At 71.3% G+C, this 26,107-nt stretch carries 21 protein-coding genes; 8 read left to right on the top strand and 13 right to left on the bottom strand.

The genetic code is table 11. The annotated features are described in order from the left end of the window. The first annotated feature begins 186 nt into the window (after positions 1 to 186). The 5 genes from purD to AWQ70_RS34070 all read left to right on the top strand — a co-directional run bounded on the left by purD (position 187) and on the right by AWQ70_RS34070 (position 6,233). Positions 187 to 1,428, top strand: a complete 1,242-nt coding sequence (purD, locus tag AWQ70_RS34090) for a phosphoribosylamine--glycine ligase (protein WP_067185762.1) — start codon at positions 187 to 189, stop codon at positions 1,426 to 1,428. A 112-nt stretch (positions 1,429 to 1,540) separates the two neighbouring features. Next, positions 1,541 to 2,389 (top strand): phosphoribosylaminoimidazolesuccinocarboxamide synthase, encoded by an 849-nt coding sequence (locus tag AWQ70_RS34085; protein WP_084518112.1) that lies wholly within the window; start codon positions 1,541 to 1,543, stop codon positions 2,387 to 2,389. Positions 2,390 to 2,484: 95 nt separating this feature from the next. Beyond that, complete coding sequence (gene murA / locus AWQ70_RS34080) at positions 2,485 to 3,762, top strand: UDP-N-acetylglucosamine 1-carboxyvinyltransferase (RefSeq protein WP_067185758.1); 1,278 nt, start codon at positions 2,485 to 2,487, stop codon at positions 3,760 to 3,762. A 223-nt stretch (positions 3,763 to 3,985) separates the two neighbouring features. Continuing rightward, the gene (locus tag AWQ70_RS34075; RefSeq protein WP_084518115.1) at positions 3,986 to 5,272 is read left to right on the top strand and encodes a transcriptional regulator; all 1,287 of its coding nucleotides are present in this window, start codon (positions 3,986 to 3,988) and stop codon (positions 5,270 to 5,272) included. A 31-nt stretch (positions 5,273 to 5,303) separates the two neighbouring features. Then, positions 5,304 to 6,233, top strand: a complete 930-nt coding sequence (locus AWQ70_RS34070) for an EamA family transporter (RefSeq protein ID WP_067185756.1) — start codon at positions 5,304 to 5,306, stop codon at positions 6,231 to 6,233. A 108-nt stretch (positions 6,234 to 6,341) separates the two neighbouring features. Here the strand turns inward: AWQ70_RS34070 and hisC are convergent, their stop codons facing one another. The 10 genes from hisC to AWQ70_RS34015 all read right to left on the bottom strand — a co-directional run bounded on the left by hisC (position 6,342) and on the right by AWQ70_RS34015 (position 17,805). Next, positions 6,342 to 7,406, bottom strand: a complete 1,065-nt coding sequence (gene hisC / locus AWQ70_RS34065) for a histidinol-phosphate transaminase (RefSeq protein ID WP_067185754.1) — start codon at positions 7,404 to 7,406, stop codon at positions 6,342 to 6,344. Between the two features lie 73 nt (positions 7,407 to 7,479). Then, the gene (locus AWQ70_RS34060; protein WP_067185752.1) at positions 7,480 to 8,124 is read right to left on the bottom strand and encodes a response regulator transcription factor; all 645 of its coding nucleotides are present in this window, start codon (positions 8,122 to 8,124) and stop codon (positions 7,480 to 7,482) included. Beyond that, complete coding sequence (locus AWQ70_RS34055; protein ID WP_245647281.1) at positions 8,115 to 9,311, bottom strand: sensor histidine kinase; 1,197 nt, start codon at positions 9,309 to 9,311, stop codon at positions 8,115 to 8,117. The genes AWQ70_RS34060 and AWQ70_RS34055 overlap by 10 nt, the downstream gene beginning before the upstream one ends. Further along, positions 9,296 to 9,958 (bottom strand): DedA family protein, encoded by a 663-nt coding sequence (locus AWQ70_RS34050; protein ID WP_067185750.1) that lies wholly within the window; start codon positions 9,956 to 9,958, stop codon positions 9,296 to 9,298. Before AWQ70_RS34050 ends, AWQ70_RS34055 begins: the two co-directional genes overlap by 16 nt. Before the next feature lie 323 nt (positions 9,959 to 10,281). Then, positions 10,282 to 10,617: a YnfA family protein gene (locus tag AWQ70_RS34045; RefSeq protein WP_067185748.1), complete on the bottom strand. Its 336-nt coding sequence runs from the start codon at positions 10,615 to 10,617 to the stop codon at positions 10,282 to 10,284. A 112-nt stretch (positions 10,618 to 10,729) separates the two neighbouring features. Further along, entirely contained in the window at positions 10,730 to 11,386 is a 657-nt protein-coding gene (locus AWQ70_RS34040; RefSeq protein WP_067185746.1) for an NUDIX hydrolase, read from the bottom strand. Between the two features lie 401 nt (positions 11,387 to 11,787). Beyond that, positions 11,788 to 13,626, bottom strand: a complete 1,839-nt coding sequence (locus AWQ70_RS34030) for a DUF4434 domain-containing protein (RefSeq protein WP_067185802.1) — start codon at positions 13,624 to 13,626, stop codon at positions 11,788 to 11,790. Between the two features lie 66 nt (positions 13,627 to 13,692). Continuing rightward, positions 13,693 to 14,781, bottom strand: coding sequence for a glycosyltransferase (locus AWQ70_RS34025; protein ID WP_174552449.1), 1,089 nt, complete (start codon positions 14,779 to 14,781; stop codon positions 13,693 to 13,695). Positions 14,782 to 14,794: 13 nt separating this feature from the next. Beyond that, positions 14,795 to 16,066: a nucleotide sugar dehydrogenase gene (locus AWQ70_RS34020; protein WP_281197170.1), complete on the bottom strand. Its 1,272-nt coding sequence runs from the start codon at positions 16,064 to 16,066 to the stop codon at positions 14,795 to 14,797. 107 nt (positions 16,067 to 16,173) lie between these two features. Continuing rightward, positions 16,174 to 17,805 (bottom strand): glycosyltransferase family 4 protein, encoded by a 1,632-nt coding sequence (locus AWQ70_RS34015; RefSeq protein WP_245647280.1) that lies wholly within the window; start codon positions 17,803 to 17,805, stop codon positions 16,174 to 16,176. A 254-nt stretch (positions 17,806 to 18,059) separates the two neighbouring features. Here AWQ70_RS34015 and wecB point away from each other — a divergent pair, with 254 nt between their 5' ends. From wecB to AWQ70_RS34000, 3 genes are all read left to right on the top strand, one after another. Then, positions 18,060 to 19,187, top strand: a complete 1,128-nt coding sequence (wecB, locus tag AWQ70_RS34010; RefSeq protein WP_067185740.1) for a non-hydrolyzing UDP-N-acetylglucosamine 2-epimerase — start codon at positions 18,060 to 18,062, stop codon at positions 19,185 to 19,187. 190 nt (positions 19,188 to 19,377) lie between these two features. Next, positions 19,378 to 21,450, top strand: coding sequence for a glycosyltransferase family protein (locus AWQ70_RS34005; RefSeq protein ID WP_067185795.1), 2,073 nt, complete (start codon positions 19,378 to 19,380; stop codon positions 21,448 to 21,450). Between the two features lie 81 nt (positions 21,451 to 21,531). Continuing rightward, complete coding sequence (locus tag AWQ70_RS34000; RefSeq protein ID WP_067185738.1) at positions 21,532 to 23,091, top strand: MDR family MFS transporter; 1,560 nt, start codon at positions 21,532 to 21,534, stop codon at positions 23,089 to 23,091. Positions 23,092 to 23,113: 22 nt separating this feature from the next. Here AWQ70_RS34000 and AWQ70_RS33995 read toward each other — a convergent pair whose 3' ends face one another. Genes AWQ70_RS33995 through AWQ70_RS38230 form a run of 3 tightly spaced genes read right to left on the bottom strand, consistent with a single transcriptional unit; the run spans position 23,114 to position 25,923 of the window. After that, on the bottom strand, positions 23,114 to 23,770 hold the full coding sequence (locus AWQ70_RS33995) for a response regulator (protein ID WP_067185736.1): 657 nt from the start codon (positions 23,768 to 23,770) through the stop codon (positions 23,114 to 23,116). After that, positions 23,767 to 25,068 carry a sensor histidine kinase gene (locus AWQ70_RS33990; RefSeq protein WP_084518110.1) on the bottom strand — a complete coding sequence of 434 codons (1,302 nt, stop codon included), beginning with the start codon at positions 25,066 to 25,068 and terminating at the stop codon, positions 23,767 to 23,769. Before AWQ70_RS33990 ends, AWQ70_RS33995 begins: the two co-directional genes overlap by 4 nt. Next, the gene (locus AWQ70_RS38230; protein WP_084518109.1) at positions 25,069 to 25,923 is read right to left on the bottom strand and encodes a hypothetical protein; all 855 of its coding nucleotides are present in this window, start codon (positions 25,921 to 25,923) and stop codon (positions 25,069 to 25,071) included. Positions 25,924 to 26,107: the final 184 nt, after the last annotated feature.

Genomic DNA, 26,107 nt, shown 5'->3' with positions numbered 1-26,107 from the left:
ACACAGCAAAGCTGGGCTAACCTATCACATCTGCCTGGCTTGCCTCTAGGATAGCGGCCCCCCTCGCCCTGATCAGGTACTTCCCCACAAAAGCCGCCAAGCACCCCGGATCACATGGACTTCAAGTGTCGATCGATCATCACGACGGCCGGCCGTCACGCGAGGGGCGCGTCGTAAACTCGGCGGGTGCGCGTTCTAGTCATTGGATCCGGTGGTCGCGAGCATGCCCTGTGCCGTGGGCTGCAGCTCGACCCGTCCGTTTCGGAAGTCCACTGTGCCCCCGGCAACGCCGGCATCGCTCAGGTGGCGACCCTGCACAAGGTGACGCCGACCGACGGCGCCGCCGTGTCGGAGCTGGCGGCCTCGCTCGGAGCGGACCTCGTGGTGGTCGGTCCGGAGGCGCCGCTGGTCGCGGGCGTGGCCGACGCGGTGCGGGCCGCGGGAATCCCGTGCTTCGGTCCGTCGAGTGAGCCGGCCGCGATCGAGGGGTCCAAGTCCTTCGCCAAGGACGTGATGACGGCGGCCGGAGTGCCGACCGCCCGCGCGTACACGTGTACGACGCCGGACGAGGCGGCGGCGGCGCTGGACGAGTTCGGCGCGCCGTACGTGGTGAAGGACGACGGCCTGGCGGCGGGCAAGGGTGTCGTGGTGACCGGGGACAGGGACGAGGCGCTCGCGCACGCGGCGGCGTGCGGGCGGGTCGTCATCGAGGAGTACCTCGACGGCCCCGAGGTTTCGCTGTTCGCGCTGTGTGACGGTGAGACCGCCGTGCCGCTCCAGCCGGCGCAGGACTTCAAGCGTGCCGGGGACGGCGACACGGGGCCCAACACGGGGGGCATGGGCGCGTACACGCCGCTGCCGTGGGCTCCGGACGGGCTGACCGAGCAGGTCATGTCCGAGATCGTGCTGCCGACGGTGGCGGAGCTGGCGGCGCGCGGCATGCCGTACACGGGTGTGCTCTACGCGGGTCTGGCGCTCACCGCGAAGGGGCCGCGGGTGATCGAGTTCAACGCCCGGTTCGGCGACCCGGAGACGCAGGTCGTGCTCGACCGGCTGGAGACGCCGCTCGCGGAGCTGCTGCTGGCCTGCGCCACCGGCGGGCTGGCCGCGCACGGGCCGCTCCGCTGGCGGGACGGCGCGGCGGTCACCGTGGTGGTGGCGGCGGAGAACTACCCCGGTGAGCCGGTCAAGGGCGACGTGATCGAGGGCCTGGACGCGGAGGTTCCCGGGGCGTACGTGCTGCACGCGGGGACGGCGTTCGACGCCGAGGGGCGGGTCGTCTCCAGCGGCGGCCGGGTGCTGAGCGTGGTGGGCACCGGCCGGGATCTCGCCGAGGCGCGGACGCGGGCGTACGAGCTGGTGGGCCGCATCGGGCTGCGCGGCTCGCACCACCGCTCCGACATCGCGCTGCGCGCCGTCGAGGCGTAGGGGCCGGTACGGCCGAGGCGGGTCCGCCGGAGGGGAACGCTCCTCCGGCGGCCGGTCACGCGGGTTTCGGGCCGGTCGTCAAAGAGGTCTGAACCACTGGCAAAATGGCATAGTGAAGCACCTCCATTCCGGCAAGGTCCGCGATCTGTACGAGACCGAGGACGGGCTGCTGCTGATGGTGGCCTCGGACCGGATCTCCGCGTTCGACCACGTCCTCACGCCCGGCATCCCCGACAAGGGCGTGATCCTCACCCAGCTCTCGCTGTGGTGGTTCGAACAGCTCGCGGACGTGGTCCCCAACCACGTCGTCTCGACCGACGTGCCCGCCGAGTTCGCCGGCCGCGCCGTGTTGTGCCGCAGGCTGCGGATGGTCCCGGTGGAGTGCGTCGCGCGGGGCTATCTGACGGGTTCAGGCCTGGCCGACTACCGCCGCGACGGCGTGGTCTCCGGCGTGCGCCTTCCCTCCGGGCTGACCGACGGCTCACGGCTGCCCGAGCCGATCTTCACGCCGTCGACGAAGGCCCCCATCGGCCAGCACGACGAGCCGATGACGTACGAGCAGGTCGTCGAGGAGGTCGGGGCGGACGTCGCGGAGCGGCTGCGGCGCATCACGCTCGACGTCTACACGCGCGGCGCCGAGATCGCCCGCGAGCGCGGCATCATCCTCGCCGACACGAAGATCGAGCTGGGCTGGGACGCCGACGGCGCCCTCGTCCTCGGCGACGAGGTGCTCACCCCCGACTCCTCCCGCTTCTGGCCGCTGGAGGAGTGGCAGCCCGGCCGGTCCCAGCCGTCGTTCGACAAGCAGTTCGTCCGCGACTGGCTGACCTCCCCCGAGTCAGGCTGGGACAGGTCTTCCGACGAGCCGCCGCCGCCCCTTCCCGACGAGATCGTCGAGCGCACCCGGCAGCGGTACGTCGAGGCGTACGAGCGGCTGACCGGCCGCACCTTCCGCGGGTAGTTCCCCCTCGAAACGCCCGTCTCAGCGGCTACCCTGGTCAGCCTCGGCCGCCGCCTCATGCGAGTTTCCCCACCCTTGAAATAGGAGTCTCATCGATGGTCCGTTACCGCGTGCGCGGAGGCAACGTACTGCGCGGAACCGCCTTCATCCAGGGCGCGAAGAACGCCGTGCTCCCCATGATCGGCGCGGCGCTGCTGGCGGCGGAGGGCCAGACGGTGCTGCGCAACGTGCCCGTGATCGAGGACGTGCGCCGCGCCGTCGAGCTGGCTCAGGCGGTCGGCGCCAAGGTGCAGTTCCACGAGGCGGAGCGGACGCTGGTCATCGACGCGTCCCAGCTCACCAGCCCGGTGCTGCCGGCGGAGATCGCGCGGCGCTTCCGCGGCTCGGTGCTGTTCGTCCCGGCCCTGCTCCACCGGCTGGGCGAGGCGATCATCGAGGGCGTGGGCGGCTGCAACCTCGGCAGCCGGAACCTGGACTTCCACTACCTCGGCTACAAGCGGCTCGGCGCGGTCGTGGACGAGGGCGAGACGGTCATCCACATCAAGGCGGCCGGACTGGCCGGCGCGCCGCTGTACCTCGACACCCCCTCGCACACCGGCACCGAGAACCTGATCATGGCGGCCAGCCTGGCGGGCGGCACCACCGTGATCGAGAACGCCGCCCTCGAGCCCGAGGTGCTCGACGTCATCAACATGCTCTCCCGGATGGGCGCGCGGATCCACGGCGGCGGCACCGGGTTCATCACCGTCGAGGGCGTCACCGAGCTGACCGCGGTCGAGCACACCGTCATGCCCGACCGGCTGGACGCCGGTGTGTTCGCCATGGCCGCCGCGATCACCGGTGGCGAGGTCAACCTGGTCGGCGCCTCCCTTGAGCACCTCGGCGTGGTCCGGTGGAAGCTGGAGCAGATGGGCGTCGAGTTCGCCACCGACGGCGCGGTGCTGAACGTCCGCAGGGACCGCGCGCTCCGGCCGATCAACGTCATCACCGACACCTATCCGGGGTTCGCCACCGACCTGCAGTCGCCGCTGATGACGGTCGCCTGCCTGGCGGACGGCTCCAGCTACATCCACGAGCGGATCTTCGACGGGCGCTTCGCACTCGCCGGCGAGCTGAACAAGATGGGCGCCAATATCGAGGTCGACGGCAGCCGTGCCGTCGTGCACGGCCCGACCCCGCTGCACGGCACCGAGGTCACCGCGCACGATCTCCGCTCGGGCATCGCGCTCGTGCTCGCCGGGCTGTGCGCCGAAGGCGAGACGACAATCGACTCGGGTTATCTCATCGATCGCGGTCACGCTCATCTCGCGCAGCGTATGCAGGCGCTCGGGGCAGATGTGGAACGCCAGATTTCCTCTTTGGCCGCCGACTGATCCCAGAGAGCAATTTTGCCCACCTGAGCTGCCGGAACGTTCTGATTGGCCACGCCGAGGGCCCTATGTAGAACGGAATTCCGGCAAATTTGGGCGTGACATTACGGCCGTCACACGCGATCGTTCCAAAGAGAGCTTCAACGAATTCGGAAACGGTCAGCGGATGGGACAGACATTGGTCGAGCGCACGGAAGAGAATCCGCGCGGGTCACGGGTGGGCACGATGACTCCGGATCTCACTATCGGTGTGGTGGGGCCGCATGATCTGGTCGAGCGAGTGATGCTCATGGGTCATGCGGCCGCGCCCGTGCCGTGCCGCCTCGTGGCGGCCGCCTACCGGGACGAGCAGGAGGCGGCCGACAAAGTCACCCGGCTCGGCCCGAACGTGGACGCCTGCCTGTTCTCCAGCCCCGCGCCGTACGAGATCGCTCGGCGCGCCGGGGTGCTCACCATGCCCGCCACTCACGTACAACTCGGCGGCGCCGCCCTGTCCGCGGCGATCGCCCAGGCGGCGATGGACGAGCGCATCGACCCGCGGCGGGTGAGCGTGGACGTGCTCGGCCGCGCGGAGATCGAGGAGGCGTACGCGGACCTCGGCCTGCCGTCGGACGGGGTGCACAGCCGCGACGAACCCGGAGCCGCGGGCGTGATCGCCGCCTTCCACGAGCGCCTGATCCGGCAGGGCTCGTCCACGGGGGCGCTCACCTGCGTTCCCGGGGTGGCGGACCGGCTGTCGGCCGCCGGCCTGCCCGTGGTGCGCATCCGCCCCACCGCGGCCGCGGTCCGTACGGCGCTGCACACGGCGGCGCTACTCGGGGCACACCACCGGCTGGAGGAGTCGCAGCTCACGGTCGTGCTGGTGGAGGTCCCCACCCTGCGCGAGCCGGTGCGGCGGGCGGCGCCGCGCTACTGGCGGGACGAGCTGCGGCTGTCGTTGCACCGCCTGCTCGTCCAGGAGGCCAACCGGATCAACTCCAGCGTGTGGCCGATCGACGACCACAGCTATCTGGTGGTGGCCTCGCGGGGCTCGATCGCGGCCGCGACGGACGGGTTCCGGATCCTGCCGTTCGCCGCGAAGATCAGGGACGAGCTGGGTCTGGCCGTCGAGGTGGGGGTCGGCATGGGCCGGACCACGCACGACGCCGAGACGCACGCCCGCGGCGCGATGGGGCGCAGCCAGGGGGCGAAGAACTCCCAGGGCTTCGCGGTGGACCGGGAGGGCCGAGCGCTGGTGCCGCCGCCCCGGATGCCTCCGCACGCGGCCGGTACGGCCAAGCCGAAGGGCGTCGAGGTGCTCGCCCGGCTCGCGGCCAAGCTGGAGGGCGGCGACACCGTGGTGGACGCCGAGAGCGCGGGCAAGATGCTCGGGGTCACCCCGCGTACCGCCCGGCGGTTGCTGCGCACGCTGGTGGACGAGGGACTCGCGTGGCCGCTTCCGCCGAACCGCACGCCCGCTCCGGGGCGGCCGCGCCAGCTCTACCGGCTCATCGTGGAGAAACTCAACCGCTGAGTCAGGATGCGCCCCGCTATCGTAAGGAGCCATGGGGAAGAACACTCATGGCATGCGGGTCTGGCTGGCATTGACGACGGTCTACATCGTGTGGGGGTCGACGTACCTCGGCATCCGCATCGCCATCGAGACCCTGCCCAGCATGGTGAGCGGCGGCCTGCGCTTCGTCGCGGCCGCCCTGATCCTCGGCGTGGTGCTGCTGCTCCGCAAGGGGCGGGAGCCCTTCCGCATCACCAAGCGTGAGCTGGGCGGGGCGGGCCTCGTCGGCCTGCTGCTGCTCACCGGCGGGAACGGCATGGTCGCGGTGGCCGAGCGGCACATCGGGAGCGGGCTCGCCGCGCTGCTGGTCGCGTCGGTCCCGCTCTGGCTGGTCATGCTGCGCACGGTGTTCCGCGACCGGCCGCAGGTGCTCACGCTCGCCGGGGTGTTCGTCGGGTTCGTCGGCGTGGCCGGGATCTCGCTCGGCGGCGGCACCGGGTCGGACCCCTTCGGGGTGATCATCATCCTGGTGGCGTCGCTGTCGTGGTCGATCGGCTCCTTCCTGTCGGGGCGCATCCCCATGCCGCGTGACCCGTTCGCGGCGAGCACCGTGGAGATGGCCGTCGGCGGCGTCGGACTGTTGATCATCGGCACCGGCCTGGGCGAGCGCCTGGACCTGGCCGCCGTCAGCGGCCGGTCCTGGCTCGCGCTGGCCTACCTGATCCTGGTGGGCTCGCTCGTCGGCTTCACGTCGTACGTCTGGCTGCTGGGCAACGCGCCCATCTCGCTGGTGTCCACGTACGCGTACGTGAACCCGGTCGTGGCCGTGCTGCTCGGGGTCGCCGTGGTCGGGGAGAGTGTGACGGCGGCCATGCTCGGCGCCGGCGGCCTGATCGTGATCGGCGTCGCCCTGGTGGTGTCGACCGAACGCCGTGGCCGGGCCGCGCAGGCCGTGCCGGAGGTGGAGACGGCGCCGAGCTGACCGGCCGCCCCGGACCCGCAGCCGGGTCGGCGGGAACGCGTCGTCCGCGGGCCCGGTGACGGCCCTCCAGACCCGGCCTGGAGGGCGGCGGGGCCGCTCCCCGACGGCTCAGGCGCCGAACGCCTCGGCCGCGGCGAGGAAGGTGTCGTTGGCCTCCCGGTCGCCGATCGAGACCCGGGCGCCCTCGGTGCCGAACGGCCGGACGGCCACGCCGTACCTCGCGCAGAACTCGGCGAACTCGGGGGTCCGGTCCCCGAGGCGCATCCACACGAAGTTGCCCTCGGTCGGCGGGATCGTCCAGCCCTGGGCGATCAGCGCCTCCCTGACCCGGGCGCGCTCCTTGACCACGCTCTCGACGCGTTCGAGCAGCTCGTCCTCCGCCCGGAGGGACGCGATGGCGGCGACCTGCGCGAGGTGGTTGACCGCGAACGGCACCGTGACCTTGCGCACGGCGGCGGCCACCGGCTCGTGGCCGATCAGGTAGCCCGCCCGCAGCCCGGCCAGGCCGTACGCCTTGGAGAACGTGCGCACGACGGCGACGTTGGGGCGGTCGCGGTAGAGGGTGAGGCCGTCGGGCACGTCCTCGTCGCGGACGTACTCCCGGTAGGCCTCGTCGAGGATCACGAGCACCTTCTCGGGGACGCGGTCGAGGAACTTCACCAGCTCGGCGGCACGGCTGACCGTGCCGGTCGGGTTGTTCGGGTTGCAGACGAAGATGATGCGGGTGGCGTCGGTGATCGCGTCCGCCATCGCGTCGAGGTCGTGCGTCTCGTCCTTGAGCGGAACCTGGACCGACGTCATTCCGGCCAGGTCGGCGAGCACCGGGTACGCCTCGAAGGAGCGCCAGGCGTAGATCACCTCGGCGCCCGGCTCTCCGACGGTCTCCAGGAGCTGCTGCACGACCGTCACCGAGCCCGGAGCGAGGGCGACATGCTCGTACGGCACCGCGAACCGCTCGGCGAGCGCCCCGGTGAGCGCGACGGCGGCGGGGTCGGGGTAGCGGTGGATCTCCGCGGCGGCCGCGGCGATCGCCTCCCGCACGCTCGGCAGCGGCCCGAACGGGGACTCGTTGGAGGAGAGCTTGAACGACCTGCCGTCGGAGGCCACGACGGTCTTGCCCGGCTTGTACGCGGACATGGTGTCGAGTACCGCCCGGAACCGCGGCGTCGTCATGCTCGTCCTCCTCTATTGAGTGTTTTTGTACAGCATTAACCCTACTGAGGGTGGGGTACTGCGAGGCACCGCGTCATGAGCCGAGGTAACGCAGCACGGCGAGGATCCGGCGGCTGTAACCGGTGGCGTGCTCGATCCGCAGCTTCACGAAGATCGAGTTGATGTGCTTCTCGACCGCGCTCTGCGAAATGTGCAGCAGCTCGCCGATCGAGGCGTTCGTACACCCCTCGGCCATGCGCGCGAGGACCTCGCGCTCGCGCGGCGTGAGCGCGGCCAGCGGATCGACGTGCGTGGTGCGGGCGAGGAGCTGCCGGACGACCTCGGGGTCGAAGGCCGCTCCGCCCGCTCCCACACGTTCCAGCGCGTCGAGGAACTCGTCCACCTGCGCCACGCGGTCCTTGAGCAGGTAGCCCACCCCCTCGGTGTCGGAGGTGATCAGCTCGGTGGCGAACCGCTTCTCGACGTACTGGGAGAGGACCAGCACGCCGACGCCCGGGTGCCTCCCGCGGATCTCCAGCGCGGCGCGCAGCCCCTCGTCGGTGTGCCCGGGCGGCATCCGCACGTCGGTGACCACCACGTCGGGCCGGTCCCGCTCCACCGCGGCGACCAGGGCGTCCGCGTCCCCGACGGCGGCGAGCACGTCGTGCCCCTCGTCGGCGAGCAGCCGGACCAGGCCCTCGCGCAGCAGGGCGGAGTCCTCCGCCAGGATCACCCGCACGGCAGCTCCACCTCGATCACTGTGGGCCCGCCGGGCGGGCTGTCGATCCGGAACGCGCCGTCGAGCGCCGCGACCCGGCGGGCCAGCCCGCGCAGGCCGGTCCCGGAGGGGTCCGCGCCGCCCCGGCCGTCGTCACATATCCGCATGGTCACCACTTTGTCGCGCACGGACAGGTCCGCGGTAATCAGCCGGGCCTCCGCGTGCTTGGCCGCGTTGGTCACCGCCTCGCACACCACGAAGTACACGGCGGTCTCGACCGTGGGCGGGAGCCGTACGGGCAGGTCGAGGGACATCTTCACGGGCACGGCCGACCGCTCGGCCACCCCCGACAGCGCCTCCTCCAGCCCGTGTGTGTCGAGGGCCGTCGGGTAGACCCGCCACGCGACGTCGCGCAGCTCCCGCAGGGCCTCCCCGGACTGCTCGTGCGCCTGGCGCAGCAACTCGTCGAGCAGCTCCGGCCGCCGGCCGCGCCGGGCCCGGCCGAGCAGCACGGCCAGCGCGACCAGGCGTTGCTGGATGCCGTCGTGCAGGTCGCGCTCGATGCGGCGCCGCTCCTCGTCCACCGCCTCGACGATCCCGGCCCGGCTCGCGGACAGCTCGTCGATGCGCCTGCGCAGCAGCTCCTCCGGGGTGGGACCGAGCAGCCGGAGCACCAGCCGCCGCTCCAGGGCGGCCACCCCGGCGATCCCCTGCAGCACGAGGAAGAGCAGGACCGCGCCCATCACCGTGAGGTAGGCGACGATCGGCGCGGTCGGGGCGATGCCGTCGGGCCGCTCGCCCGCCAGCCAGCCTCCGATGAAGGTGACGCCGGTCACCGCGCCCCAGGCGAGCAGGAACAGCACCAGCCCGCCGAGCAGGCCGACCGGCACCCGCGCGGCGAGATAGCCCAGCGCCCGCCGCCCGTCGTACGAGGGCCGCGCGTCCCACGCGCGCGGGCCCCGGTGGAACAGCGCCACCCTGCGGCGCTCCAGCTCGGCCAGCCGGCCCGCCCCCGCCCAGGCGTACGACGTGAGCGGCGGCCACAGCCGGCCCGCGAGGAGCGTCGCCCCCGCAGCCGCGAGGAGGCCCGCCCCGGCCACCGCCGTGACCGCGCCGACGGCCAGCCCCACGACCGTACGGCACCAGCCCACGACCATCCCGGACGGCGAGTCCGGGGGGCCGGGCGGGGTGGTCAACGGCTGTCCCACTCCTGTCCTTCCTCGCGCTGTCCGTCGTCGAGCCGGTGCCGTCCCCGCCGTGACGTGACCAGCCGGGTCACCACGAAGACCACCATGACGACGAGGACCAGGACGAGCACCCCTTTGGAGTACACGTCCACATAGTCCTGCACGATCCACCAATTCTCCCCGAGCACGTAGCCCGCCAGGACGAACGTGCAGTTCCAGATCAGGCTGCCGAGTGTCGTGTACGCCAGGAAGAGCACCGGCCGCATCCGCTCGACCCCGGCGGGGATGGAGATCAGGCTGCGGAAGATCGGCACCATCCGGCCCAGGAAAACGGCCTTCCCCCCGTGGCGGAGGAACCAGGCCTCCGTACGGTCGATGTCGGAGACCTTCAACAACGGCACCCGGGCGGCGATCACGCGGATCCGGTCGGCTCCGAGCAGCATCCCGAGCAGGTACAGCACCAACGCACCGGCCACGGAGCCGCACGTCGTCCAGAAGATCGCGCCGGCCAGGCTGAGGTCGCCCCGGCTCGCGGTGAACCCGGCCAGCGGCAGGATCACCTCGCTCGGCAGCGGCGGGAACAGGTTCTCCAGCGCGATCGCCAGCCCGGCTCCGGGACCGCCCAACTTCTCCATGATGTCCATCGCCCATCCGGCGATGCCGTCCATTGTCTCGATCACGCGGTCAACGCTAGGAACCCGGCCGCCGCCGAACCATGATGAAGCCCGCCCACCTGGCCCGGTCTTGCCCCAGTGCGGCCCTGTGGAAGACCACAGGGTCCTCGTACGGGGACGCGAGCATCCGCCCGAGGCGCGCAGGGGCGCCGGGCGGGGCGGCCGTTCAGGACAGGGGTTTCACCCAGCGGTCCCACTGGGGTTGCGGGGCATAACCGGACGCCGACCAGGCGCGGTGGGCGAGCGTGTTGTCGTGCAGGACCATGGCGTCCGCACGATCAACGGTGACGTGCGCGTCCGGCGTGGGGGGAACCGGGTCAGTGGGCGCGGGGAGCGTACATGATCACCGCTACGCCGGCAAGGCAGATCAGGGCGCCGAGGACGTCGTACCTGTCGGGCCGGTAGCCGTCCATCACCATGCCCCAGATCAGCGACCCGGCCACGAAGACCCCGCCGTACGCCGCCAGGATGCGGCCGAAGTGCGCGTCCTGCTGGAGCGTGGCGACGAATCCGTACAGGCCGAGCGCGATCACTCCGGCTCCGATCCACGCCCAGCCGCGGCTCTCCCGCGCGCCCTGCCACACCAACCAGGCTCCGCCGATCTCCAGTACGGCGGCCAGGACGAACAGGAGCACGGATCGCACGACGGTCATGTCGGTGCACTCTATGCGTCGCCCCCGATACCCGCGGACACGGGATGCGTCCGGGAAGGTCGGGCGACGACGGCCGCGCGCCGCACCCTGGTGACCATGTCCGGTCGCAGCGCTAGACGCGGAGCATCGGCGGGTGCAGGACGAGGGCGGGGCCGCGCCGGTAGAGCATCGCCGGGCGTCCGCCGTCCCGGGTCGTGGTCTCGCCCGTGGGGATCAGGAACCCTTCGGTCTTGGTGACCTTGCGGTGGAAGTTGCGCGGATCCAGGGGCCTGCCCCACACGATCTCGTACACGCGGCGCAGCTCCGCCACGGTGAACTGGGGCGGGCAGAACGCGGCGCCCAGCGGGCTGTACTCCAGCTTGGCCCTGGCCCGTTCGATGCCGTCCAGCATGATGCGCCGGTGGTCGAACGCCATGCGGGTCAGCGAGTCGACCGGCTGCCAGCTCATGTGCGCCTCGGTCGAGGCCGGCAGGTCGGGGGCGAGCCCCAGATAGGCCACGCTCACCACGCGCTGGCGCGGGTCGCGGTCCGGATACCCGTACGTCTGGAGCTGCTCCAGATGGACGGGAGCGCCGGGAAGACCGGCGCGCTCCGCGAGCACCCGGGCGGCGGCCGCCGGAAGGTCCTCCTCAAGCTGGATGAACCCCCCGGAAAGCGCCCAGCATCCCTCGTACGGAGGCCTGTCCCGCCGCCAGACCAGCGCGCAGAGCGCCTGCGATCTCACCGTGAGCACGACGAGATCCACGCTGACGGGAATACGCGGGATCATGTACAGAACGCTACCGGAAGCCGCCCGCCACGGCGTCCCCCGATTCGATCACCGAGACCGGCCCACACCGGATCGGACGAGGTGCTGGCCGCGCCCGAGGACGCTCGATGGCTCGGCCGCCAACAGAGCGAGTCTGGTCACCGGCGGCTCGTGCCGGTACTCCTCAAGGAACTCCGCGACCAGGCGCCAGCGCGTCTCCTCATCGGAGTGGCGAGCCAGCCAACTCGCGAGCACGGCCACGGACGCGGCCCGATATTCGCGCCTCATGGGCATCACGTCAATCCAACGTGCCGGCATCCTCTGACCGGCCGGGGAAGCCGCGCATCGCAGGGCGACTCATGGCTCATGGGTGAGCGGAGCGAGAACCCGGTGCTTCCGGCGGCGCGGTGAGCGCCCCGGCCTCAGCCGGCGTTCTTGTAGTAGACGGGCTCGGCGGCCTTGCGTCCGTCGGGCGAGCTCACCTCGACGCGCACCCAGACGTCGGCGGGAACCGTCGCCCAGTCGACCGGGATCCAGATCCGCTCCACCCCGTACGGAAGGTTCTCGATCGGGGTGGTGTCGTGCCAGCCGACCGAGGCCGCGTCGACGACGCGCGGGGTGTCGAGGTCCGGCCAGCTCAGCGTGACCTTGGCCGAGCCGAGGTGGTAGCCGCGGACCTCCAGCCCCTCCTGGATCTGCCGGGCCTGCCTGACCGCCTGGACGGCGATCGGCCGGTCCCAGTCCTTGGTGATCTCCTCGGACAACGACGGCGAGCCGCAGGTGAAGAAGTCGCTCCACATGTACGAGATGATCTTCGAGACGTACGGCCCGGCCAGGGTCACCTGGGTGTCGAGGCGGGGCTTGTCCGTGCGGCTGCGGGTGGCCTGGGTGCCGCACTTCGGCGTGCCGGACTGCTCGGGCGTGGACGGCTCGAACGCCTCCACGTTGGCCCAGAGCTGGACCTGTACGCCTTCGGAGGCGAGTTCGTCCCTCGCCTGCGCCATCTCGCGGTAGTAGTCGCGGGTGCCGCCGTAGTACGCGTCCGCGTACGTGCTGTCGCCCACGCCGTTGACGATCTTGAGCTGCTCGTCGACGGGCTTGCCCTTCCAGTTCGGCCAGAAGAGGCCGACCTTGCCGGTGCCGCGGCCGTCCTGGGGCGCGATGATCTCCACCCCGGTCTTGGCGAGCGCCTTGAAGCCCTGGGCCACCTGCTTGGGCGTGGCGGTGAACTTCACCCTGCGCCTGCCGTCGATGTACGGGCTGACCAGGATGGGCTTGCCCGGCAGCTCCTGCGCGACGATGAGGTGTTGCTCGGCGTAGACGGTGAGGGTCTGGACCTTGGACGGGTCGGGCCAGTCGCGGAGCTGCAGCTCGAACGGCTGGTAGACGCCGCCGAGGGACTCGCGGCCGCCGAAACGCGCGCCGTAGTCCTGCAGGACGCGCCGGGTCAGGGTGGTCAGCGTGCCGATGTGGCGCGGGTCGGCGCGGGTGCTGTTGGCCGGGTCGCGCGGGGCGAGCGGCATCGCGGGGAAGACCTGGATGCCGAACCGGTCGCCGAGGTCGAGCAGCTCGGTCAGGCTGTCCTCGGCCCCCGCCGAGATGACGATGACGTGGTAGTTCCGTCCCTTGGACGAGAAGTCGCAGGTCGCGTCGTCGGAGCCGTCCTCGGGGGCGACCAGCCGGTAGAACACCGACTTCCCGACGACGATCTTGCGTTCCATCGTGGGGCAGCGGAAGATGCCGGGGCCGTACTGCTCGTCGGTCCGGTAGACGTACGTCCAGGTGATCCGGTTGCCGGGGTTGGCGGCCTGGAGGTCCTTCTCGGCCGCCTTCAGGCAGGGGACGCCGTTCTCGGTGCAGACGGCGTACCGGGAGTCGGGCTTCTCGCCGTCCTTGTCCATGATCTGACCGGTCTCGTAGTTCACCCGGCGGGGGGACAGCCCGAAGCCGAGCCGGACGACGGTGTCGCCGCCGACCTTGTGGATGGCCTGGAGCTGGCGCCGCCAGGTGCACCGGTCTGCCGTCGGGACGAGCCAGTAGCCCGACACCGCGTACGGCGCGGGCGTGGTGGTGTCGAACGTCCCGCAGGGGTCGGTGAACGCGCTGGCCGTCGGGGTGCGCGGGCCTGAGGGTGACGCGGAGGCGGTGCTGTCCACACCGGCGACGCGGGTGGCGGGCCGGTCGTCGTGCCGGATGACGATCACCACGGAGGCGACTCCGGCGAGAATCGCGACGCCCAGGAGCAAAGTGATCCAGCGCACCTTCAGGACACTACCGCCCATCATCTCAGGTCTGGATAAATCGGATCCGCCTGGCGGCGGGGGCCGCTAGCGTGTGACGCCCGCCCACTCTTCGAGCTGGGTGACGAACCGGCGGGCGGAGTTCGGCCAGTGGTGGTTGGCCCGCGCCGCCGCGTAGCCCCGGGCGCCGATGGCGCGCCGCTCCTCGGCGTTGTCACGGAGGAAGAGGACGGCTCGCGCGACCGCCTGCGGGTCCTGCCAGGGGGCGACCAGGCCGGAGCGGTAGCGCTCGACCAGCTCGACCGCCCGCGGGGACGGCGTGGTGATCACGGGGATGCCATGCGCCATGTACTCCACGATCTTGGTGGGCATGGAGTGCCGGTAGTTGGGCTCGTCGTGCAGGAGCGAGAGGCCGGCCAGCGCGCCGTCGAGCCGCTTGAGTGCCTCGTCGTTCGGCATGAAGTCGCGCCATTCGAGCACGCCCTCGGCGACGGCCTGGTTCAGCAGCGGGCGGCTCTGCGGGTCGGCGTAGCCGATGAGCTCGACGACCACCCGGTACGGCTGGAGCAGCCGGGCCACCTCGATCGCCTCGCGCACGCCGCGCGCCTCCGACAACCAGCCGAGGTAGACCACCCGGTCGTCGCCGGGGGCGCTGACGGTGTCGGGCACCCAGGTCTCGTTGGGCACGACGAGGTGCTGCCGCTTGAAGCGCCCCGCGTACGCGGTCTCGGCGAGCAGCAGCCGCAGGCGGCGCTCGGCGGCGCCTTCGAGCAGCCGGGCGAGGAACCGGGTGGGCGGGCGTAAGAACGCGGGCAGCCACGGCTTCAGGGAGAGCGTGGCGGGGGTGTCCTCGTGGACGTCCCAGACGACCGGGGGGCGCCCGCGCACGCCGACGACGGCGAGCAGCAGCTCCGGGTCGTGGATCAGCGCGAGGTCGATCTTGCCGCGCATGCTCTTGAACAGCCTGCGGGCGGCCCGCACCGCCGTGATCCTGCGCCGTTCCGCGGCGCGCGGGAGATCCACCCCGTTGACCCAGGATCGTGGGACCACCCCGCGCGCGGAGTACGGCGCGGCGTACGTGACCTCATGACCGGCGTCGACGAGCGCGCGGATCTGGCGGTGCAGGATCCGGGCGTCCTCGGGGTGATGCACCACCGTCATGACGAGCACGTGCACGGGCGGACCCTTCCTACAGTCGCTCGACGCGATCGCTCGAGGCGAGGACGCCGCGAGTGTCGAGCACGAGCTGGGCCCGTTCCTCCACCACGCCGAGGTCGAACGCCGAGTGCTGCTGCAGCAGCAGCGTGACATCGGCGTCGGCCACCGCCGCGGCCAGGTCGTCCGCCCGCGGAATCTGGTTGCCCTTGACCGCCCACTCCTTGACGTACGGGTCGCAGAAGACGAGCTCGGCGCCGAGCTCGAGCAGCGCCTCGGCCACGGGGATCGCGGGCGTCTCGCGCTCGTCGGCGATGTCGGGCTTGTACGTGACGCCGAGCAGCAACACGCGGGAGCCGTTCACGGCCTTGCGCGCGCGGTTGAGCAGCCGCTGCGCGCGGGCCACGACGTACGACGGCATCCGCTCGTTGATCTCCTGGGCCAGCTCGACGAACCGGAACGGGTACCCGAGCTTGCGGACGGTGTAGGAGAGGTACGACGGGTCGACCGGGATGCAGTGCCCGCCGACGCCGGGGCCGGGCAGGAACTTCTGGAAGCCGAACGGCTTCGTGGAGGCGGCCTCGATGGCCTCCCACAGGTTGATCCCGAGCTCGTCGCAGAAGATCGCCATCTCGTTCACGAGGGCGATGTTGACGTGACGGTAGGTGTTCTCGAGCAGCTTGGCCATCTCGGCCTCGCGGGTGCCGCTGACGGGGACGACCCGCTCGACGAACCGGCTGTAGAAGGCGGCGGCGCGGTCGCGGCAGGCGACGGTGTACCCGCCGACCACCTTGGGCGTGTTGCGCAGGCCGTACTTGGTGTTGCCGGGGTCGATGCGCTCGGGCGAGAAGGCGAGGTGGAAGTCGGTGCCGGCGACCAGCCCGGAGCCTTCCAGGATCGGCCGGGCGACCTCGTCGGTGGTGCCGGGCCAGGTGGTGGACTCCAGCACGACGAGCGTGCCGGGGCGCAGGTGCGCGGCGACGGCCCTCGTCGCGCCCTCGACGGCGGACAGGTCGGGGCGGTGGTCCTCGTCCAGCGGCGTGGGCACGCAGATGACGATCGTGCGCGACTCGGCCAGCACCGAGGCGTCCAGGGTGGCGGTGAAACCACCGGCCAGCATCGCGTCGAGGTCGGCGTCGGTCAGGTCGTCGATGTAGGACCGACCCGCGTTCAACGCCTCGACCTTGCGGGGGTCGACGTCCAGACCGGCCACCCGCAGGCCCGCCGCCGTGGCCTCTTTGGCCAGCGGCATACCCACGTATCCCAGCCCGATGACCGTGAGATCGAAACCGGTTCGCTCGCTCACGATGAGACCTGGGGGCGGAAACAACACTTCATGGTGGCAAAGGCTATCTCAAGTCAGCACCAACGGTGCCTGATGCCGTACATACGAAGTCCCCGTCATTTCCATAATCAGGTCAAAGATTGGTAGATCGCACGGTATGTGCGGGCAAGGCTGCTCCAGGTGCGTTTCGCCGCTACCTCGGCCTTTCCCGCCTCGCCCATCTCCCTGCGGCGCTCGGGATCGTCCCGCAGCGCGCCGACGGCGTCCGCGAGCGCGGCGGGGTCTCCGGCGCGTACGAGCATCCCCGCGCCCTCGCCGCCGACGAGTTCGGAAAGCGCGGGCAGATCGGAGAGGACGACCGGCTTGCCGAGCGCCATCGCCTCCACGGGTTTCAATGGCGTAACAAGTCGGCAAACCCGGAGGTCCTCGCGCGGACAGGTGAAGATGTCGATCGCCGCCTGGGCCTGGAGGGCCTCGTCCGGGCCGACCCGGCCGGGCAGGATCGCGATGTCGCGCAGGCGCAGCCGCTCGACCTGCTGCAGCAGGTTCGGCCGCTCCGCGCCGTCGCCGACGAGCAGCACCCGCACCGGCGTGCCGCGGTCCCGCAGCAGCGCCGCGGCGTCCAGCAGCGTCGCGAAGCCCTCGTAGGCCACGATGCTCGACACCGAGCCGATGACGATCTCGCCGTCGGCGATGCCGTACTGGCGGCGGAAGGACCCGCCGTCGTACTCGGCGGTCAGCAGGGAGTCGTCCACCGCGTTCGGCGCGAGGCGGATCCGCTCGCGCGGCACACCGCGTTCGACGATCTCGGCGGCCATCGTCTCGGCGAGCGTCACGACCGCGTCCGCCTCGCGCATGATGTGCGCCTCGCGCTCGCGCTGCATGACGTGCCGCTCGCTGTTCACCCGCTTGGGGTCCCTGGAGGCCCAGGTCTCCTCGAGGAAGCCGCGCACCTCGTAGACGAACGGCGTCCCGGTCCGCTCGCGTACGGCGAGCGCCACGGAGCCGTTGCGGTGGTCGGTCGCGGCGTGCAGCACCTGCGGGCGCAGCCTCCTGACCAGCTCGGTCACCTGGGCGGCGCCCTGGATCATCCGGCCGCGGGTCTCGAAGGGGAGGTCGCCGCCGTTGGGCAGCAGCCGGTGGTAGGGGATCTCGTCGATCTCCTCGTACGGCGTGGCGTCGGTGTGCCCCTGGAGCATCGGCCAGCCCCAGCTCGTCACGACGTGCGGGTCGAGACCGGCCTTGCGCTGCGCGGTGACGATGCGGTGGGTCCGCACGGTGTACCCCGCCTGCGTGTACGGCAGGGCGTTGGTGACGAGGTGGAGGATCAGGCCCTCCTGGCGCGAGCCCATGATCACCTTGGGCTTCGGCGGGATCGGGTCGGGACCGATCGCGGCCTTCTCACCCTCGTAGTACGCGATCCTGCGGCGGACGACCAGCCAACGGTCGTGCGGCCGCAACACGTCGGCGGCCTCGCTCAGCCGGCCCTCGTCGAAGTGCACCTTGGCCTCCGCGAGCGGGCCGTCGGCCCGCCGGCGGATGATCTTGCGCACCGTCCTCCTGGCGTACCGCGCGGCCGGCCAGGCGTAACGGCCGATGTACGGGCGCGCTCCGCTCGGCATCGCCGCCGCGGCGGCCTGCGCGACCCGCACCGGGTCGGTCTTCACCTTGCTCACCACGATGCGGGAGACGACCACGGGATTCTTCACGAACCCGCGGAGCAGGCCGCCCATCCCGGCCTTCGCCGACTTGGCTGTCACGGACGGCTTCTTGGCCTCGGATACCACGGCGTGACCGTACCATAGGCAACGTTTGCCCCAATCCCACCGTGAAAGGCGAGGTCATTGACATCCTCCCCTCCCCTGGGCGGGAGCGGATCCGATGAAGAAGTCGGCGAACGCCGCCCGAAGGCGTCGAACCGATCCCTCGCTCGCTCGTTCGCATCCGCGCGCGGCATCGTGCCGTGTTCCCTCCTCCGCCGGAAGGCGGGGGCGGCCACGCTCAAGGAGGTTCGATGAGGGACAACGCCCTCGTCCTGCACGTGTTGGGCGCCCGGCCCAACTTCGTCAAGGCCGCACCGGTCGTGCGGGCACTGGACGAGCTCGGCGTCCGTCAGGGCATCGTCCACACCGGCCAGCACTATGACGCGCTGATGTCCGACGTCTTCTTCGCCGACCTCGGCCTGCCCGAGCCGATCGCCAACCTGGGCGTCGGCTCCGGGTCGCACGCCCGGCAGACGGCGGCGCTGCTGACCGGCCTGGAAGACGTGGTGCTGGAGCACCGCCCGGCGCTCGTCGTCGTGTACGGCGACGTGAACTCCACGCTGGCCGCGATCCTCGTCTGCGCCAAGCTGCACGTGCCGACCGCGCACGTGGAGGCGGGGCTGCGCTCCTTCGACCGGGAGATGCCCGAGGAGGTCAACCGGGTCGTCACCGACGCGCTGTCGGACATCCTCTTCGCCACCTCGCCGGAGGCGCTGTCGTACCTCGCCCGCGAGGGCGCCGACCCCGAGCGGGTGCACCTCGTCGGCAACCCGATGATCGACAGCCTCTTCTCCGCGCTGCCCAAGCTCGACCCCGCGCCGGTCCAGGAGCGCCTCGGCGTGTCCGGGAGGTACGCGGTCGCGACGCTGCACCGCCCGGCGAACGTGGACGACCCGGAGTCGGCCCGCGAGCTCGTCGACGCCGTGCTCGCCGTCGCCGAGCGGGTCCCGGTGGTCGTGCCGCTGCACCCGCGCGGGCGGCAGCGCCTGGCCGACGCCGGCCTGGTGAACCGCGACAACCTCACCATCGTCGATCCGCTGGGTTATGTGGACTTCCTGTCGCTGGTGCGCGGCGCGGCGCTGGTCGTCACCGACTCGGGCGGTGTGCAGGAGGAGACCACCATGCTGGGCGTCCCCTGCCTGACCGTGCGGCCCAACACCGAGCGGCCGATCACCGTCACGCACGGCACGAACCGCCTGGTCACCCCCGCCGGGCTGCCGGCCGCCGCCGACAAGGCCCTCGCCGACGGCTCCGCCACGCCGAGCGGCGAGCTTCCCCCGCTGTGGGACGGCGCGGCCGGGCCCAGGATCGCCCGGGTCATCGCCGCCTGGCTGCGCGGCGACACCCTCTCCCCCGCCGCCAAGGCCCGCCTCGGGTAAGCGGCCCGACGGCGAGCGGGGGATACCGAGCGAGCCCGAGGGACGCGGCCTTGTCTGGACTGAGGAGCGCACGGGAGCGAAGCGACCACGCGCGACGAGGGAAGACGAGGCGTGTAAGCGGCCCGACGGCGAGCGGGAAATACACCGAAAGCCGTACCATGGCACATTCCCGGACGTTATGGAGGCGTTGATGTCTGACCAGAACCCTTCAGATGAGCCGAAATTCCAGCGCCTCGGGCCGGTGAACTGGCTGCCGGAGGAGCGCAAGCTCGTCGAGCGCTACGAGCAGCGGATCCGCGAGCTGGAGAAGAAGGTCGCCATCCAGGAGGCGCGGGCCGACTACGCCGTCTGGAAGCTCAAGGCCACCCAGACCCAGCGGCCGTACCGGGTCGCGCAGGCGCTCACCGGCGCCACCAAGCCGACGAAGTTCGCCCGGCTGCCGCGTGACCTGAGCAAGGCCATGAAGACCCCGGGGAAGAGCCCCAAGGCGCCGATTCCCGTGACCGAGGCCGTCGAGCTGGTCGAGGCGAAGGGCCCCGAGGTCAAGATTCCCAAGCTGGCCTGGCCGGACAGCGACCGTTTCATGGTGCGGCCGGACCTCAAGGTCGCCGTGATCCTGGACGACTTCTCCCGGCTCGCGTTCAAGTACGAGTGGGACCAGATCGAGTTCGGGCTGGCGGACTGGCCGGAGATCTTCGCCGAGAAGCGCCCCGACATGCTGTTCTGCGAGTCGGCCTGGCACGGCAACCAGGGCCGCTGGCGCTACCAGATGACCGGGACGAACGCCCCCAAGCAGGAGCTGCGCGACCTGATCGCGTGGTGCAGGTCGGAGGGCATCCCCACGGTCTTCTGGAACAAGGAGGACCCGCCGAACTTCGACTTCTTCATCGACACGGCCAAGCTGTTCGACTACGTGTACACGTGCGACGGCGACATGATCCCGAAATATCGGGAAATCTTGGGGCATGATCGAGTGGGCGTGCTGCAGTTCGCCGCCCAGCCGCGCATCCACAACCCGATCCAGACGAAGTTCGGCCGCCCGTACGACGTCGTCTTCGGCGGCATGTACTTCCGCGACAAGCACCCCGAGCGACGCGAGCAGATGGAGACCCTCCTCGCCCCCGTGCGCGAGCTGGGCCTGCACATCTTCGCCCGCAACGGCACCGTGGACGACAAGTACGCCTGGCCGGAGGAGTACCGCCCCCACATCGTGGGCGAGCTGCCGTACGAGCAGATGCTGGCCGCGTACAAGATGTACAAGGTCTTCCTGAACGTGAACTCGGTGATCGACTCGCCGACGATGTGCGCGCGGCGCGTCTTCGAGCTGTCGGCCTGCGCGACCACCGTGCTCTCCGGCTGGTCGCGGGCCATCGAGGAGACGTTCGGCTCGTTGATCCCGATCGCCCACTCGCAGGAGGAGGCGTACAACCGGGCGCTGTACTTCATCAACAGCCCCGAGCTGCGCGCCCGGCAGGCGCACCTGGCGATGCGCGAGGTGTTCGACAAGCACCTCTTCTCCCACCGCGTCGACCAGATCCTCACCGACCTCGGCCGCCCGGTGGCGTCCCGGTCGCGTTCGGTCTCGGTGGTGCTGCCCACCAACCGGGCCGGACAGCTCGAACACGCCATCGCGCAGGTCGCCCGGCAGCGGCACCGCAACATCGAGCTGATCCTCGTGCTGCACGGGCTCTCCGAGGACCCCGGCGTGGTCCGCGACAAGGCCCTCGCCGCGGGCATCCCCGGCGTGAAGGTGCTGACCGCCGACCCGGCGTGGACGCTCGGCGAGGTGCTCAACCACGGCATCGCGCACGCGGACGGCGAGCTGATCGCCAAGATGGACGACGACAACCTCTACGGCGAGCACTACCTGTCCGACCTGCTGCGGGCGTTCGACTACGCGGACGCCGAGATGGTGGGCAAGGGCGCCCACTACACGTACTTCCCCGACCAGAACGTCACGGTGTTCCGCCTGCCCGGCCTGGAGAACCGTTACGCCCACCTGATCCAGGGCGCCACGATCGTCGCCAAGGCCGACATGCTCCGGTCGATAATGTTCGAGCCGGTCAACGCGGGCGAGGACACCCGGCTCGTCCGGCGCTGCAAGGAGGAGGGCATCCGCATCTACTCCGCGGACCGCTTCAACTTCGTCTACATGCGCGGGTCCGACGCCACCGCGCACACCTGGCAGGCGCCGGACTACAAGCTGACCCGCAACGCCCAGTTCTGCTTCGCCGGCAACCCGGAGCAGCACGTCCTGATCTAGATCGCGTCCTTCGGAATGCACGGGCGCGGACAACGGTTGGCCACTCCCGTAACGGCAGCACGCCCAGGGGAGCTTGGCCACGTGAGCACGAAGACAGGTGAGAAACAGGGCGGCATCGGGTTCAGGTCCGAGCGTGGACCGGTGCTCGCCGCCATCATGCTGTGCTCCGGTCTCGTGGCCCTGGACAGCACGATCATCGCGACGGCGGTGCCGTCCGTCGTCGGCGACCTCGGCGGGTTCTCGCAGTTTCCATGGCTGTTCTCGATCTACCTGCTCGCGCAGGCCGTGACCGTGCCCATCTACGGCAAGCTCGCCGACGTCTTCGGCCGCAAGCCGGTGATGTTCTTCGGCATCGCCGCGTTCCTCCTCGGCTCCGTGCTGTGCGGCGCCGCCTGGAGCATGCCGGCGCTCATCCTCTGCCGTGCGATCCAGGGCATCGGCGCCGGGGCCATCTCGCCGATCAGCATCACCATGGTGGGGGACCTGTACTCGGTGGAGGAACGTGCCCGGGTGCAGGGCTACCTCGCCAGTGTCTGGGGCGTCTCGGCCGTCGTCGGGCCGACGCTGGGCGGCGTCTTCTCCGAGTACGTGTCCTGGCGGTGGATCTTCTTCATCAACCTGCCGCTCGGGGCGGTGGCCGCCTGGACGCTGGCCCGCCGGTTCAAGGAGCGGGTGGCCCGCGGCTCACACCGGATCGACTACCTGGGCGCCGTGCTGCTCACCGCCGGTTCCTCCCTGCTCATCCTCGGCCTGCTCGAAGGAGGGGTCGCCTGGAGCTGGGGGTCGCCGGTCAGCCTGCTCGTCTTCGCGGGCGGCGCCGTCATGATGATCGCGTTCGTCCTCGTGGAACGCCGTGCGGTCGAGCCCATCCTGCCGCTGTGGGTGTTCCGCCACCGTGTGCTGACCGGCGCCAACCTCGCCTCGCTGGGGATCGGCACGCTCACCATCGGTCTGAGCTCCTATGTGCCCACGTACGCCCAGGGTGTGCTCGGCACCGGCGCGCTGGTGGCGGGTTTCGCCCTGGCCGCGCTCAGCGTCGGCTGGCCCCTCGCCGCGGCGGTCTCCGGCCGCATCTACATGCGCATCGGCTTCCGCGACACCTCGCTGATCGGCGGCGCCATCACCGTGGCCGGGGCCGTACTGTGCGCCATGCTCGGCCGGGAATCACACATCTGGCAGGTCGCGGCCGCGTGCCTGATCGCCGGCGTCGGCCTGGGGCTGGTATCGAGCCCGACGATGGTCGCCGTGCAGTCCGTCGTCGGGTGGGAGCGCCGCGGTGTGGTCACGGCGACCAACATGTTCTTCCGTTCCATCGGCAGCACGGTCGGGGCCGCCGTCCTGGGCGCGGTCTCCAACGCGACGCTTTCGGACCGATTCGCCCACCCACCGGCCTCGGTCAGCGGTGACCACCTGCCGAAGAGCGTCGACGCCACGAGTGACGTGCTGGCCGGGCAGGGCGCGGGAGGAATGGGCGGCGTGGACTCGGCCGTGACGACCTTCGTCCGCGGAGCGCTCAACGACGCCGTCCACAACGCCTTCCTCACGGCGCTCGTCGTGGCCGTGCTCATCGTGGGCGCGGTGCTGCTCATGCCCCGTGTCCGGGCCAGGGCCGGCAACGGGACCGGCTCCGAGGCCCGCTGAGCGGGCCTCGCCGACCACTCCATCACCCGGGCCTGCGCCGCACCAGGCCGTGTTCATACGCCCAGATCACGGCCTGGACGCGGTCACGCAGGCCGAGTTTGCCGAGGATACGCCCGACGTGGGTCTTCACGGTGCCCTCCGAGAGGAACAGCCGCCCGGCGATCTCGGCGTTGGACGCCCCGTCCGCGATGTGCAGGAGCACCTCGCGCTCCCGCTCGGTGAGCGGATCAGGCCCGTCCAGCGGCACGGGCAGAGCGGGCACGACATGATCGAGGAGCCGCCTGGTCGTGGATGGGGCGATCACGGCGTCACCCCGGTGCACGCTGCGGATCGCGGCCAGGATCTCCTCGGCGGACGCGTCCTTGAGGAGGAAACCCGAGGCGCCCGCGCGGAGCGCCGCGAAGGCGTACTCGTCGAGATCGAAGGTGGTCACCACGAGAACCCTGGGCGAGCTTCCCCGCCGGGTGGCCAACCTCCGGGTCGCCTCGACGCCGTCCACGCGGGGCATCCGCACGTCCATGAGCACCACGTCGGCGGTGACGACCTGGAGACGCTCCACCGCCTCGGCGCCGTCGCCGGCCTCCCCCACCACCGTCATGTCGTCCTGGGCCTGGACCAGCATCACCGTGCCGGCGCGTACCAGCTCCTGATCGTCGACGACGAACACCCGGATGCTCATCGCTCACCTCCGTCGCGGTACGGCAGGCGCGCCGTGACGAGAAAGCCCCGCTCCGCACCCGATCCAGCCGAGACCTCGCCTCCCACGGCCGCCAACCGTTCACGCATGCCCTCGAGCCCATGGCCGCCGGCGGCACGGGCCTGTTCCTCTCCATCGGGTCGCCCGGCCGCCGGTCGGCCGCCGGGCCCGTCATCCTCGACCGTGACGAGCAGCCCTTCGCCGGCCCAGTGCAGATCCACCGCCGCCCGGGCGGACGGCCCGGCATGTTTCAACGTGTTCGTCAACGCCTCCTGCACCAACCGGTAGACCGCCAGCTCGGCGGCGCTCCCGAGCGGGACGGCCGTGCCCCTCTCGGAGAAATCCACGCGCGGGCCCGCGCCGCGGATCTGGTCGAGCAGCTCCGGCAGGTCCCTCAGCGCGGGCTGCGGAGCGAGGTCGTACGCGGCCACGACCGTGCGCGTGCCCGCGGCCTCGGCGACGGCGGCACCTGTCGTGGCCGGCGTCGTGGCCTGGAGATCCCCGCGGGCGGCGTCCGTGGTGGCGCGCAGCACACCGACCAAACCACGCATGTCCGCGAGGGCCTTCCTCCCGGTGTCCTCGATGGTGGCGAGGATCTCGGACGCCCGCTCGGCGGCGTATCTGCCGCCCCTGGCCTGGCTGACGATGACCGCCAGGTTGTGCGCCACGACGTCGTGCATCTCCCGGGCGATCCGGGCGCGCTCGTCGAGCGCGGCCCGGCGTCCGGCCTCCCTCGCCTGTTCCTCAAGGGCCGCGACGTAGGCGAGCTGGGTCCTGCGGAACATCCCGAGGCTCCACGAGGCGGCCACGATCGCGACCAGCAGGCTGCCCAGCAGCCACGGATCGGGGCCGAGCCGCGCCATGGTGACGCTGTCGTCGGAGGCGAACCGCACGGCGACCACCACCGCCCCCGCGACCCCGGCCGCCAGGGCCACGGCGGGCCTGCCGTACGCGGCGTAGGAGTAGAGCGCGACCGGGAAGGCCAGGACCGACGGCAGGACCAGGAAGAGCCCGGTGACGGCCGCCTGCACCGCGCAGGCGGCGCAGACCACCGCGAAGGACGTAGCCGGGCGGGAACGCCGGAAGCCGAGGGCGACGTGCGCCATGGTCGCGGCGGCCACCAGCAGGACCGCGCGGACGCCGGGCACGGACAGCGCGGCCACCACCACCGACAGGAGGAGCAACGGCACGCCGACCACGAACGCGAAGACCGCGTCGGCCGCTCGCCCCGTCGTCCGCCGTATGGCCCGCTGGTAAACCGGGCTCGCCTCCGCCTCCACTCAGTGCTCCGGGGGGCGAGTCCGCCGGGTGGCCCGCTGATAGGCGAGGGTCGCACCGCCCAGGGCGAGGCCGTACAACAACCAACTGCCGTAGACGAAGCCCACGGTGAAGACGTTGCCGGCGTTGTCGAACCGGACCGGGCCGTCGGTCAGGCCGAGGGCCTGCGACAGCGTGCCGAAAACGGACATGACCCCCATGGTGGCGAGCATCGCCGTCGCGGTCCAACCACCGAGGAGGACGAGAGCGCGCGGCAACCGCCGTCCCCAGCGCTGCACGAGCGCGAGGGCTCCCACGGCCCCGACCGCCAGGACGGCCAGCTCCCCCGCCGGGAAGCCCTCGTTGTAGATCTCGGGACGGCCGAATGTGCCGCCCAGCGACCAGTAGAGCTTGGCCAGCGGATACGGGAAGCCCAGCGCGAACGCCGCGTAGCCCAGCCATGGCGCCTCCGGCACGCGGGTCCGGGGCAGTACAAGCGCCGCCACCGATGCCGCCGCGGCCAGTGCGGCGGATCGGGTCGCCGTCCCGGGCCGGTCCACCACGGAGAACGTGCCGGCGGGAATGCCGGTGATCAGGAAGAACGCCCGGAAGAGGTCGAGCACGATACCGCCCGCCGACCAGAGCAGCAGCGCGGCGGCGGCCCACCCCACCGGAACCGCGCCGCGACGACTCCGGGCCGTCAGGTGTACGGCGGCCAAGCCGAGGAGAGCCGCGAGGACGGTGGCCCAGGCCGGGGCGAACCCCACGGTGTAGTCGACGTCCGCGGGCAGCCCCGGGAGCGCCGCGCGGACGCCGGTCGCGGCGAGCGTCGCGCCCGTCGCCGCCGTCGCGATGATGCGGAGAGATCGAGGATTCACAGACTCGACGCTCTCGCGCGCGTCGTGATCACCGCTTCCGCTTCACGTCTGGACGAGAAGTGACCCGAGAGGTATTGACAACCCGCGCCATGACCCCGGCCTCGACGATCTGCGGCCGGTTCTCGGCGAGTCGCCGGGCGCTGACGGCCTCCACGGCGGGGCGGGACATACGAAAGCGGCCGCC

Origin of the sequence: Microtetraspora niveoalba (assembly GCF_001570405.1) — a bacterium.
Taxonomy (GTDB): Bacteria; Actinomycetota; Actinomycetes; order Streptosporangiales; family Streptosporangiaceae; genus Microtetraspora; species Microtetraspora niveoalba.
The sequence above is the reverse complement of the archived record's forward strand: the minus strand, read 5'-3'. Positions and strand labels throughout refer to the sequence as shown.